This window comes from Verrucomicrobiota bacterium JB022 (assembly GCA_030673845.1).
In the GTDB taxonomy this organism is placed as follows: domain Bacteria; phylum Verrucomicrobiota; class Verrucomicrobiia; order Opitutales; family Oceanipulchritudinaceae; genus WOUP01.
The window spans coordinates 429430-442587 of record JAUTCQ010000017.1 but is presented as its reverse complement, the minus strand read 5'-3'; the positions used below and the strand labels follow the sequence as shown (position 1 = coordinate 442587).

Genomic DNA, 13158 nt, shown 5'->3' with positions numbered 1-13158 from the left:
CATGCGTTGGACTACACCTCGGCACGACCCAGCCGCCCTGCGCGGTCTGAGCCAGTCCCTTGGGGTGTCCATGCCCACGGCCGCCCTGCTTTGGCAGCGCGGCCTTGTTCATGCCGATTCGGCCCGCTATTTCCTCGACCCGAAGCTCAAGCGGCTCGACGACCCCTTCCGCCTCACCAACCTGCCCGCCGCCGTCGCCCGGATCCGCCAGGCAATCCAGCGGGCCGAGACGGTGCTGATCTTTGGCGATTACGACGTCGACGGCGTCACCTCCACCACCCTGCTGGTTTCGATCCTCCAGCGCTTTGGGCTGAAGCCCTGCTTCGTGGTGCCGCGCCGACTGGAGGAGGGCTACGGCCTGAGTATCGAAGCTCTCCAGCGCGCGATGGAGGAGTGCCACGACAAGCCCGACCTCGTGGTCGCGCTCGACTGCGGCACCAGCAGCCGCCACGAGGTGCGCTGGCTGCGCGAGCAGGACATCGAGGTGATCATCGTCGACCACCACCAGAGCAAGGAAGACCTGCCCGAAGATTGCCTGCTGGTAAACCCGCATGTGCACGACGACCCGGGCGAACCGTGGTGCCAGCTCTGCACCGTCGGCCTCGTCTTCAAGCTCGTGCACGGGCTGCTCAAGCTGCTGCGCGAGGAGAAAGACCCGCTGGCCTACGAGATCGACCTGCGCGAACAGCTCGACCTTGTGGCGCTCGGCACCTTGGCCGACCTCGTGCCGCTGGTGGGCGAAAACCGCATCCTTGCGCACCACGGGCTCAACCTCATCCGCGGCACCCGCCGGGTGGGCCTCGCGGCGCTGATGGAAGTCGGCGGCATGGCCCTCGGCGAAGAAGTGACGCCCTTCGACGTATCCTTCCGCCTCGGGCCGCGCATCAACGCCAGCGGCCGCCTGGCCGACGCGCGCGACCCCATCGAGCTGCTGCTGAGTAACGACTACCACCGTTGCCGCGACACCGCCCGCTCGCTCGACGAGTTCAACCGCCAGCGCCAGGAGATCGAGCGCGCCATTTCCGCCGAAGCCGAAGCCCAGCTGCTCGATCTCGGCTCCGAAGCCGCCGGGCTCGTCGCCTTTCACCCCGAGTGGCACAAAGGCGTCGTGGGCATCGTCGCCAGCCGCCTCGTGCAGCGCTTCCACCGCCCGGTGCTCGTGCTCGGCAGCGATGGCGAAAAGGCTTCCGGCTCGGGCCGCAGTGTGCAGGGCGTCGACCTCGTGCAGGCTCTCCTGCCCTGCGCCGACTTGCTGGAGCGCTGGGGCGGCCACCCGATGGCGGTCGGCCTGACCCTCGAACCGGACCAAGTCCCGGAGCTGCGCGAAGCCTTTCACCGCAGCATCATGGAGCAGACCAAGGGACAACTGCCGGAGCCGGAGCTGGAGATCGCCTGCGAATTGACACCGCAGGACCTCAACGAGTTGCTACTCGACGAGCTGGACCGCCTCGGGCCTTTCGGCCAGGGCAACCCGGAGCCGATCTTTGCCATCCGCCAGGTGCGCCTCAAGGACTTGCGCCAATTTGGCCGTAACCACCTCAGCTTTACGCTCGAACGCTACGCCGGGAATCCCCTCCGCGGCGTTTTCTGGAACAGCGCCGACAACCCTCCGCCCGTCGGCAGCACGCTCGACCTCGCCGCCCGCTTCAACTGGAACCGCTGGCAAGGCCGTCAGTCCCCCCGCCTGACGCTCGTCGACTGGAAGCGGGCAGGATAGTTTCTTGATCCGCGAAAATCCGCGTTTCATCTGCGGCTAAAGTGAAAACCTCCCTCGGCGCAACAAAAGCACGCTTTGTGAGGTTGCAAGGGTAGTAAGGCGAGCGGCCGGAAGCGCACCCCAGGGCTTTTACCCAGTCTGGAACGCCCACCGCAGGCAGTAGCGCGACCCGGTTTTGCTTGGCTGCATCAAAAGTTCAATCTATGCATCATTTGTCGGGTCGCCAGTCGGCTCCACGCCGCCAAAATTGACACCACAACCCTGTGCCTTGCGGCCCCTACGGCAGTGTGCCCTCCGCAATCTGAGCCCCCCACCCCTTTGACCCCCGCCATGAAGATCACGCCCTCCTACCTCGCAGCGCTTCCGCTCGCGTTGGCCACCTCGTGCTTTGCCGCCCTGGATGTGCCTGTCGCGACGCTGGAAGTGTCGAACCCTTCCGACTTCGCCCGCCCGGACGCCCTCGTCACCTACTCGATCGAGGGCCTCGGCATCTCGCCGACCGAAGAGCGTGCGTCCTGGCTTTACGTCTACCGCGACGGCCTGGCCATCCCTTCCCAAGTCATCGACAAGGATGCCGACGGCAAGCTCGACACGCTGATCGCCAACACCAGCTTTGAGCCGGGCGAAAGCGCCACCTTTACCGTCGTGGCCGATGCCGACTTGGCGCGCGCCCAGCCCTTCCCCAAGCGCACGCAGGCCGATCTCTCGATCAAGGTGGGCGGCGAGTGGCAAGGCCGCAAATACGTGGGCGGCAAGTTCCAGAACGTGGCCGAGCTGGTTGCCCCGCCGCAACATACCGACCACTCCTTCTACATCCGCTACGAAGGCCCCGGCCTCGAGTCCGACAAGGTGGGCTACCGCTTCTACCTCGACTGGCGCAACGGCTTCGACATCTTCGGCAAGACAACCGAGACGATGGTGCTCCAGCAGGTGGGCCTCGACGGCTTCGACTCTTACCACGAGTTCACCCCAGAGTGGGGCATGGACATCATGAAGGTGGGCGACGCGCTCGGCATCGGCGGCCCGGCCTACTGGGACGGCGAGAAAATCATCCGCGTGAGCGACACCGAAGGCCTCGCCACCCGCATCGTCGAAAACGGCCCGATCTATTCCGCGATCAACACGCACTACCAGGGCTGGAACGTCGACAACCAGCGCGTCGACCTCTCCACCGTCTCCTCGATGGAAGCCGGCAGCCGCCTCGTGCACATGCAGGCCGACGACGAGGGCAAGCTCGACGGCTTCGCCACCGGTATCATCAAGATGCCCGGCGCCAAGGTCCTCAAGAGCTCGACCGACCGCACCGGCCGCGCCTGGGCCTACTTCGCCACCTGGGGCCAACAAAGCCTGCATGGCGACGACACCCTCGGCCTCGCGATCTTCTTCCGCATCCGCGACGTCAAGGAAGTCAAGGACGGCCCGCTGAACCACGCCGTGATCTTCCGCAAGGCCGACGGCTACGAATACTACTTTGGCTCGGCCTGGCAGCATGAGCCCAACGGCATCACCACCGAGGCGCAGTTTGTCGAATGGCTCGACCAGACGGTAGAATCGCTGGAGCGCCCACTGCGCACGAGCGTCAAGACTTCCGCCGGCCAAGCCGCCAAGGCTGGCGAGCTGACCCCTGAGAAGGCCCTGCACTGGAGCAAGCGCCTCGCCGATTCCGAGATCAAGCGCCTGGGCCGACGCCTCGCCTACCCCAACGGCGGCTGGGGCTACACCACGGGCCTGCTTTCCGACTCGATCTACCAGTTTGGCGAAGCGGTCAACGACCCGCGCTACATGGGCTGGGCTACCGACACCATCTCCTCTTTCATCACCCCGGAGGGCGACATCCACACCTACGACATCGAGGACTACAACGTCGATCAGGTGAACTCCGGCAAGCTGATCCTGCGCCTCGCGGAGAAGACGGGCGAAGAGCGTTACCAGAAGGCCGCCGACCTGCTCTTCAAGCAGCTGGAAAACCACCCCCGCACCAGCGAAGGCGCGTTCTGGCACAAGAAAGTCTACCCCTGGCAGGTGTGGCTCGACGGCGTCTACATGGCTACACCCTTTTACGTGCGCCACATGGTCGAGAGCGGCAACACGGCCGACCTCGACGAAGCGATCCATGAATTTGTGGTGGTCGAAAAGCACCTCAAGGATCCGAAGACGGGCCTCTATTACCACGCGTGGGACGAGAAGCGCCAGCAGCGTTGGGCGAACAAGCAGACCGGCCTCTCCCCCGAGTTCTGGGGTCGCGGCCTCGGCTGGTTCTCGATGGCCCTAGTCGACACGCTCGACTACCTGCCGGAAAACCACGCGGGCCGCGAAGACATCCTGCGCATCCTGCGCAACCTCGCCCCGGCCCTCGTGCGCGTGCAAGACCCGGATACCGGCGTATGGTACCAGATCCTCGACAAGCCCGACGCCACCGGCAACTACCGCGAAGCGACCGCCAGCTCCATGTTTGTCTACACGCTGGCCAAGGCGGCGCGCATGGGCTACATCGACGCTGCGGAATACGACGAGGCCATCCGGCAGGGCTACAAGGGCATTGTCGATGAGTTCATCCGCCTCGACGCCAACGGCACCGTCACCTTGACGAACAACTGCCAGGTCGCCGGCTATGGCCGCATGGAAGACTATGCCTACTACATGACCGAGCAGGTGATCGACAACGACCCGAAGGGCACCGGCCCGTTCATCCTCGCTGGCATCGAAGTGGCCAAATACCTCGAAGGCCAACAGTAATCGCCCCCGTTAGATTCTTTCTTCCCCCTTCCCCGTTACATGGATAGCAAATCCGGTTTATTTCTGCTGGTGGGTGTGATCGCCGGCTTCGTGGCCGCAGGCGGCGCGCTCTACAACATGGCAGGCTTTGGCCAGGAGGCCTCTGCCGCCAACCCCAAGGTGCTGAAGCTCGCCCACACGCTCGACCAGGCTCACCCCGTGCACGTCGCGATGGAGTTCATGGCCGAGAAGGTGGCCGAAAAGTCGCACGGCGCGCTCCAGGTGCAGGTGTTCCCCAACGGGCAGCTTGGCACCGAGCCGGAGTGCATCGCGCAGGTCCAGCGGGGCGCGATCGCGATGGTCAAGACCTCCGCCGCCACGATGGAAGGCTTTGTGCCGGAGATGGCCGTCTTCACCGTGCCCTACCTCTTCCGCACCGAGGAGCATTACTGGAATGTGCTTTACGGAGAAATCGGGGAAGAATTCCTGCAGATGGGTGCCGGGCAAGGCTTGCGCGGCCTCACTTACTACGACTCGGGCGCGCGCAGCTTTTACACCAGCAAGCGCCCAGTCGAAACCCCCGCCGATCTCCGGGGCCTGAAGGTGCGCGTGATGCAGAGCGACGGGGCCATCGCCGCCCTCAACGCGCTCGGCGCATCCCCCACCCCCGTGCCGTGGGGCGACCTCTACACTGCGCTCCAGCAAGGCATGGTCGACGGGGCCGAAAACAACGTGCCCAGCTACTTCACCAGCCGCCACTACGAGGTGGCCCCGCACTTCTCGCTCGACGAGCACATGCGCATCCCCGACTTGCTGCTCGTCAGCGAAAGCATCTGGACGCACCTCAGCGAGCAGGAGCGCAAGTGGCTGCACGATGCCGCCATGGAATCGCTGGAGTTTCAGCGCGAGCTATGGGCCGAGCAGACCGAGGCCAACCTGGAAGAGCTGGAATCGCTGGGCGTAAAGATCTACCGCCCCGACCAATCGGCCTTTGCCGAGGCCGTGCAGCCCTACCACGAGCGCCTGAAGCAGGGCCGCCTGGGCGAATACATGCGCCGCATCTCCGAAGTCGAATAAGCGACGCGCGAGACTCATTTACGACCAAGGCCGGGAGCACAGAATGCGGCCGGCCTTTTTTGTAAAACGATACGCCTCACTGTCAGGCGCTCGTCTCCTCTTACCCTACTCCTCCGTGCTGGTGGCGCCTTGGCCTTCGAGAGCGGCACGGAGCGCGTGCCAGGCGAGGGTAGCGCACTTGATGCGGGCGGGGAACTTGCGCACGCCCGTGAGCGCGGCGATGTCGCCATCGCGGGCAAGGTCGGGCTCGATACCCTTTTCCTTGAGCAGCTGCATCACGCGGTCGATCTCGGCGTAGGCCTCCTGCACGCTGCGGCCGGTCAATGCCTCCGTCATGAGCGAGGCGGACGCCTTGGAGATGGCGCAGCCCTCACCCTGGAAGGTGAGCGCGGCGATGTGGTCGCCTTCGGTCTTGAGGAACACTTCGATCTCGTCGCCGCACATCGGGTTGTTGCCCTCGGCGTGGGCCGTATGATCGTCCAGCACCCGGAAATTGCGGGGGCGCTTGTTGTGCTCGAGGATGATCTCCTGGTAAAGCTCTTCGAGTTCGTACATGGCTGCTAGCGGAAAAATTTGACGATTCGACGAACGCCCCGCACGAGCGCATCGGCCTCTTCCAGCGTGTTGTAAAAGCAGAAGCTGGCGCGAGCGGTGCCGGGCAGGCCAAGGTGCTTCATCAGCGGCTGGGTGCAGTGGTGGCCGGCGCGGATGGCGATGCCCTCCTGGTCGAGGAAGGTCCCGATGTCGTGCGGGTGCACGTCGTCGACCACAAAGGATACGACGCTGGTCTTGTGGCGGGCCTGGCCGATGAGGCGGAGGCCGTCGATCTCGCGCAGGCCCTCTTCCGCCCGCAGGCGCAGCGCCTGTTCGTGGGCGAGCAGGGCCGCGTGGTCGAGCCCGAGGAAGTATTCGAGCGCGGTGGCGAGGCCGATCACCCCCGCGATGTGCGGTGTGCCTGCCTCGAAGCGCTCCGGCGGCTCCTTGAAGGTCGTTTTCTCGAACGACACCTTGAGGATCATGTCGCCCCCGCCTTGGTAAGGCGGCATCTCCTTGAGGTGCTGCCACTTGCCGTAGAGCACGCCGATGCCGGTGGGCCCAAAGGTCTTGTGACCGCTGAAGACAAGGAAGTCCGGGTCGAGCGCGGGCACATCCAGCGGCTGGTGCGGGGTCGCCTGGGCAGCATCGAGCAACACGGGCACCCCGGCCTCGCGCGCGGCGGCGATGATCTCGCGCGCCGGATTGATCGTGCCGAGCGAGTTGGAAGTGTGCACAAACGCCAGCAGCTTCACCGGATGGGCGCGTAACAGCTGGCGCAGCGCGTCGAGATCCAGTTCGCCCTCGGGCGTTACCGGCACGACTTCGATGCGCGCACCCTTTTCCTCCGCCACGAGCTGCCACGGCACGATGTTGGCGTGGTGTTCCATGCCGGTCAGCAAGATCACGTCGCCCTTTTGCAGGCGTGGGCGCAAGTAGCTGTGGGCCACGAGGTTGATGCCCTCCGTCGCGCCGCGCACGAAGGCGCAGCAGCGCGACTCTACCCCCCCAAGGAAGCGGGCCACGACTTCGCGCGCCTCTTCATAATCTTCCGTCGCCCGCTGGCTGAGCGCATGCACACCCCGGTGGATGTTGGCGTTTTCCAGCGCGTAGTAACGCTGCAGGCGGTCGATCACGACCTGGGGCTTTTGGGTCGTAGCGGCATTGTCGAGGTAGACCAGCGGTTGGCCGTTGACCAACTGGTTGAGCAGCGGAAAGTCGGCCCGCCATTGCTGGACTTGCTCATATTGCGACGCAGTCTCGATTCCCATGGTTTAAACTAAGCCGTAGAAAACAGAGCATAGCAAGCGTGAAGGCGGGCCGGAGACGACGGGCTTGCCCCGCGCAGGGCCGTTTGCCATATACGACCGTATGCTGGTTCCAAGGTATTGGGCAGAGGCGCGGGTGCAGCACCGCGACAGTCAAAGGCAGGTCACAATCCGCCGCTTCGGATGGTCGCAAACGAGCGAGGCCGACGCCCAGCAACTGGCCGAAGCCCGTGCGCAGGAGGCCCTACAGCGGGTGCTTGCCGGCGAAGACCTGAAGCGCCGCGAGCGTCTCGATGAGTATGGCACCGAACAGGGCGCGCCCATCCGGGAAGAGATCCTGGAGGAAGTGGGCCGCTGTGTCATCACCCGTAACTCCTACGGCGCCCACTGCCTCAACGTGCCCGACGTGCTTTTTGCCGACGTCGATTTCGTGCTGCCCCGGCCCAAGCCTTCGGGCGTCGGCGTGCTGCTGACCACCGGGATCGCGCTCGTGGCAACCGGCTTTGCCACAGGAAACGCGGGCATCCTCTACGCCGGGATCGGCCTGCTGGTCGCCTCGGCTGTGCGGGGTTTCGTCTCGCACAAAGCCAACCGCCGGGCCGCCGAGCAGCAGCGGGAGCAGGAAGAAAAGCGCACGCTGGCCCGCATTGAGGCCTTCAGCCAAAAGCACCCCGACTGGCACCTCCGGGTCTATCGCACGCCCAACGGCTACCGGCTGATGGCCCTGCACCGCCTCTTCGCGCCCGGGGCGCCAGAGACGCAAGCCGCCTTGAAGGAGCTGCAGGCCGATCTGCGCTTCGTCTTCCTCTGCGCACTGCAGCAGTGCTTCCGCGCCCGCCTCACGGGCAAGCCGTGGCGCATGGATGTCAAAGGCAGGCTGCCGAGCCGCGCCTGGCCTGTAACCGGCAAGGCATGGGAGCGGCGGAAAGCTTGGTGCGCCCAATACGATGCCCGCACCCGCGAGTTCGCCGCCTGCCGCTACCTTGGCAGCTACGGCTCGCGCGAGGCCCATCCGCTGGCCCTCCAGGCGATGGACCTGCACGACGCCCGTTGTCAGGCCTTGAGTGACCTACCGTTGGCGTAATAGGGCTATTCCTCGGGGTAGGCGAAGTAGAAGCGGAAGTAGGTGGGTTGGCTCGGGTTGGCCACCGGCACGGTGTAGTAGGTGTAGCCACCGGAGGTCTCGCCCTTGGTGGGGACAGGCCCGGCTGACCAGTTGACCATGTCGGTGCTGGTTTGTGAGGTGATATCGAGCTCGAAGCGGCTGGCAGGCACGTGAAGCCGCAATGAGCCATCGGCCGCGATCGACGTTTCCAGCGACTCCGTGAGTTGCGCGAAAATGTCGTCCAATGTTTCGCCGTCGACCACATAGGCCTCTTCGCCCCGATTGGTCACGGAAATCTTGGTGGCAGACAGTGCGGCGTAACTGACATCGCTCGTCTCGACCGTGAAGGTGAGGTCGTAAGTCGAATCACCATCGGGGAAGGCATCGTCGATCCCTGTCACGATCAACGTCTGCAGTTGGTTATAGTTGGCCGGGGTAAAGGTAAATTCCTGGGCCGAGAGGGTGCCTTCGGTTGCGTCGAGCCCGGAGACGTGGACCGTTACGTCGGTCGTCGGCTTGCGCTCGAGGACAAACTCGATGGCGACGCTGCCACCCGCCTCCGTCGTGTAGAGGTCGGTCACGTCTTCAAAGAGCAGGCCGGCCATGGTACGCTGCTCGTCGTCGAGGATCGCAATCGGCGTCTCGATCGTGCCGACAAACGCGTCGGAGGTCTCGAAGGCAAGCTGCAGGTGCAACTGGCGCACCGGGTCGGGCGTCTGATTGTCCAACGCCTGCACGGTAACGGGCTTCGGCTCGAAGTCGTTGGCGGCCCAGCTCAGCTTGCCCCCAGCGGCGACAAAGTCGATCCCGGCACGGGCGGTATCCTGCCGCAACACGTAAGACGCCTCGATGGCGCCGTCGGCATCGGGGCGCTCGATCATGAGAGCCTCTGTGCGGCCCTCGCCCACCGTGAGGACGGGCACACTGGCGGCAAGGGGCGGCTCCGGGTCGCTCGTGAAGACCGCGCCATTGTCGCCCGCGATGATCAGGCGTCCGTCTTCGGTCGCCGCCAGGTGATAGAGGAAGGTGCTGGGCATCCGGGTCTCAAACGGGCGCTGGCCCCAGGTGGCCCCATCGTCGTCGCTGATGAGGAGGAAAAACTTGTTGCGGCTCTGCGGGTAAGGCGTGCGGTAATGACCGATGGCGACCCAGCGCGCGCCCACTTCGATGATGTCGCGGATCTCGTAGGCGAGAAAGGGGCCGGGGTTGTCGTAGTCGAAGTTGAACCGCACCTTCCAGGTCGCGCCGTGGTCGTCACTGGTCAGGATCTCGTCGTCGCCCAGCGCGACCACGCGACCGGAAGAGCCCGCAACCAGCTTCTGGATCTCGATCACCTTGGTGGAGGGGTCGCCAGACACGGTATCGAGCCCTTCGAGGCTGCGCAGGTAGGTGCTTTCCGTCCAGGTGGCTCCATTATCGGCACTCAGGTAGAGCGTGGGGTTGAAGCTCGCAAAGGAGTTGCTGGTGACGATCCAGTGCCCCGAACCGGCAAACACAGCCGCGCCCGGAGATTCGCCCCAAGGGAGGCCGACCGTGGTCTCGCTCCAGGTGTTCCCGTCGTCGTCGCTGTAGTAAAATTTGCCATTGCCGGAGATGTCTCGCCCGGTGGCCGGCAACAGGATACGGCCGGAATCGGCGCGGCGCATCAGGTAACCGGAAAAGCCGGTGGCCACATTGACCGCCCGGGTCGACCAGGTGCGCCCGTTGTCGCTACTCACCAGCAGGTTGCCACCCCCGTTCTGGGCGATGAGCAGAGTGCCGTCGCCCAGCCTCACGATCTCGCCATAGCCGTTGAAGCTGGCCAGCACCTCTTGCCAGGAGTCGCCTTGGTCGTAACTGGCCCAGAGGCAACCCCCGCCGCGCGCAAAGAGCACGCTGGCGCTCGCCCCAAGGAAATCCAGATCGGGTAAAGGCTCGAGGTCGAGGATCTTGGACCAGGAGCCGCCGCCGTTGGTCGTCTTCCACACCCGTTCGCTGGACTCGACCCCAAACGCGGTCGCGCCACTGTCGAAAGCCACCGTGCGGCCGCCCGCCGTCATCTCGTTATTAGCCAACGAAAAGCTGGTGCCCGTTTCGGTGACATAGGCCGCGCCGGTGCCCACCGCCGCGATGCTCGACCCAATCTTGGTAAAGCGGCCCCGGTAAGGCTCTTCCGATCCCATCCACACCCGGGAGCCGGCAAAGGGCGCATCGGCCGTAAAGAGGAAGGTCTCATCAAAGATGTTGGTATCGATCAGGCCGCTGTTACCAACGGTTACAAAGGTAGCGCCCTGGGCGATGTAAGTCCCCTCCAATACCTCAATATCGATCAGGCGCAGACGGTAGCGCTTCTCCAGATCCATCAATGATCCTTCGACGGTCACCTGGGCTTCACCCATAATGTAGCCGTTCCAGCCCGCACCATCGGCACTGTCGAGGACAGCGTTGTGGCTCACCGCCACCGCCCGGCCACCCGCCTGCGCGATCTTGCCCACCGGCCCATAACCAAAGTGAGCTTGCACCCATTGAGCGCCGCTCCGCCGGAAAATGGCCCCGCCAATGCTCCAGTAGACAAAGCCGGGGTTATTCGTCCCCGTCGTGGTGCCATAGGCCAGCAGTTCGCCGCCAGGGCCTTGCATCAACCCCGTGATGTCGACGCCGTGATACTCGCGCCCGCTCAACTGGTGCCGCGCAGAGCGGACCGGGAACGCATCCAGCGACCACGTGTTGCCGTTGTCGTTGCTGGTGACGAAATAGGTGCGCACGTAGTAGTCGAAGTAGCCTTCGCTCGACTCCTCCAGCCGACGCATGACGGCGATGAGGCTGCCGCCCGGCACTTGGTAAAGCTCTGAAAAACTGCCCCGGACCGGCACTCCATCGACTTCGATCCGGTCGTAGCGCCAGCTCGCGCCATTGTTGTCGCTGAGCATGAGGCTGCCGTGGTCGTTGATCGCGATGATGCGGCCGGAGGTGGTGACCTCCGCGAGCGAGTAGCGAAGCTGCGGCGTGCTGTCGCCGCGCGTAGTGAGCCAGTTGTCTCCCACTTTGGCCGTCACCTGAGAGAACGTTAGGCCTAGAATCGAGAGAAGGAGTAGAGCAGATCGAGACATAACGCCCATTATGAGAGCTAATAAAACCCCTGTAAAGCATCGGGCCTAAAATGAGGGTATATACATCATATCAACCTCCAGAAAACCCTCGCACTATGCCGACCAAACGGTAGCATCAGACCGTTAAATTACATTTTATTTATGCTGCGTCATTTACCGCTGATCCTCCTGGGGCTGGCCACGGCCTCCCTCACCGCCACCCCTGAATCCGACCGCGCCCTCTTCCAGCGTGTCACCGCCGAGCTCGACCTGGAAGGCCAGGCCCTGCAGTTCCAGAATATCGAAGGCTTTGTGTTGACCGGTGCCGATGTCGCCAACGAGTTGTGGCAGAGCGTGGCCATGCAGCAGAACATCCCCGTGCCGCTCGACTTCCGCTTCATCGCCACGACTTTCGGCGCCGACCGTATGGACGCCTACGGCACTTCGGTGGTGAAAATCGAAGACGGGCTCTACCGGCACCGTAGTTTCCTCCACTGGCAGGGCGAAAATGTGCCGCAATTCCTGCAGATTCTGGGAGCGGAGAATCGTGCATTCGACTCGCTGGAATGGCTGCCCGCCGGGACTGACATCGTCTTCGAAGGTCAACTGGACTACGAACCGCTGTTGCAAGGGGTCTACGCCATCGCCAACCAGATTATGGGTGAAAATGGCCCCGTGCTGCTCGATCTGCAGCTGGATCGCGAGCTGAACGAACAGGGGCTGACGGCGCGAGATGTGCTCAAAGTCCTCCAGTATCCCGTCATCTATGCACTCGATTACGATTTGGAAGCGGAGCCGTGGCAGCTTGCGCCCGACGCACCCGCGATCCCCCGTGCCTACCTCGTCCTCCGCCTGAAAGGCGGGGCAGCAGCGATGGTAAATCTTCTACCTACCTTGGCCAATCAGGCCAGCCAGGTGGAAGAGGCCGATGGCTGGGAGATTTACCACTTTGCCCCGCAGGAAGGAGGCGCGCCGATCAACCCGGCAGTCCTGGTTTCTCAGCAACCGGGCGGCGATGTCCTCTTCTCCAGCGAAGGGCTGGACGGTCTCAAGCACTGGGCACAAGGGCCGCGCCTCAAGGACGACCCTCAGTTCCGCGCCATGTTTGAAGGCGAGGTGCCCGCAGGAGTGTTATTGCGCTACATGAGCCCTGTACATGCAGACATCGCTCAAAATTTGGCGGATCAAATATTTACGCAATTGGCCGCCATGAATCCCAGTACCGCCGCCGGGGCGAACGTGGCCAAAATGTTGTATGCCCCACTCATGCAGTCGTCGGCACATGTCGCCTGGCTGACAGAAGACGGTCTGCTAGGCCGCGGCGTAAATGAGAGTGCCATCAGCCCGCAACTCGGGACGTCGACCCCCATTGTAGCGGGCATGTTCGCGGCCATGGCGATCCCGGCCTTTCAATCGGTTCGGGTATCATCCCAGCAGGGCGCAATCGAAAACAACCTGAAGCAGATCGCGCAAACCGGCCAACGCTACATCATCGAGAACGACGTGGAATCGGTCGACTACCCCACCCTCCTGCGTGAAACCTACCTGCGCGAGATCGCGCCGGTGGCGGGCGAAGACTATTCCGGGCTGATCATCTACGCAGAAGGCGGCGTGCTCGACGTCGTCGGCCCGGGCGGCGAAAGCGTCATCTGGGAGTATTAAAGGTCCAAGAAA

The 13158-nt window shown here is 63.8% G+C and carries 8 protein-coding genes; 5 read left to right on the top strand and 3 right to left on the bottom strand.

Going from position 1 to position 13158, the window contains the following annotated elements; genetic code table 11:
* Position 1: 1 nt before the first annotated feature.
* The 3 genes from recJ (at position 2) to Q7P63_14655 (ending at position 5509) form a co-directional block, all read left to right on the top strand.
* Positions 2-1717 (top strand): single-stranded-DNA-specific exonuclease RecJ, encoded by a 1716-nt coding sequence (gene recJ, locus Q7P63_14665; GenBank protein MDP0501333.1) that lies wholly within the window; start codon positions 2-4, stop codon positions 1715-1717.
* A gap of 330 nt (positions 1718-2047) precedes the next feature.
* Positions 2048-4453: a glycoside hydrolase family 88 protein gene (locus Q7P63_14660; GenBank protein ID MDP0501332.1), complete on the top strand. Its 2406-nt coding sequence runs from the start codon at positions 2048-2050 to the stop codon at positions 4451-4453.
* Positions 4454-4492: 39 nt separating this feature from the next.
* On the top strand, positions 4493-5509 hold the full coding sequence (locus Q7P63_14655; protein ID MDP0501331.1) for a TRAP transporter substrate-binding protein: 1017 nt from the start codon (positions 4493-4495) through the stop codon (positions 5507-5509).
* 105 nt (positions 5510-5614) lie between these two features.
* Here the strand turns inward: Q7P63_14655 and Q7P63_14650 are convergent, their stop codons facing one another.
* On the bottom strand, positions 5615-6064 hold the full coding sequence (locus tag Q7P63_14650) for an SUF system NifU family Fe-S cluster assembly protein (GenBank protein ID MDP0501330.1): 450 nt from the start codon (positions 6062-6064) through the stop codon (positions 5615-5617).
* A gap of 5 nt (positions 6065-6069) precedes the next feature.
* On the bottom strand, positions 6070-7314 hold the full coding sequence (locus Q7P63_14645) for a SufS family cysteine desulfurase (GenBank protein MDP0501329.1): 1245 nt from the start codon (positions 7312-7314) through the stop codon (positions 6070-6072).
* A gap of 100 nt (positions 7315-7414) precedes the next feature.
* On the opposite strand from Q7P63_14645, the gene Q7P63_14640 reads away from it, so the two are divergent.
* The gene (locus Q7P63_14640; protein MDP0501328.1) at positions 7415-8395 is read left to right on the top strand and encodes a hypothetical protein; all 981 of its coding nucleotides are present in this window, start codon (positions 7415-7417) and stop codon (positions 8393-8395) included.
* Positions 8396-8400: 5 nt separating this feature from the next.
* Here the strand turns inward: Q7P63_14640 and Q7P63_14635 are convergent, their stop codons facing one another.
* Positions 8401-11451, bottom strand: coding sequence for a hypothetical protein (locus Q7P63_14635; protein MDP0501327.1), 3051 nt, complete (start codon positions 11449-11451; stop codon positions 8401-8403).
* A 195-nt stretch (positions 11452-11646) separates the two neighbouring features.
* Here Q7P63_14635 and Q7P63_14630 point away from each other — a divergent pair, with 195 nt between their 5' ends.
* On the top strand, positions 11647-13146 hold the full coding sequence (locus Q7P63_14630) for a hypothetical protein (protein ID MDP0501326.1): 1500 nt from the start codon (positions 11647-11649) through the stop codon (positions 13144-13146).
* The last annotated feature ends 12 nt before the right edge of the window (positions 13147-13158 follow it).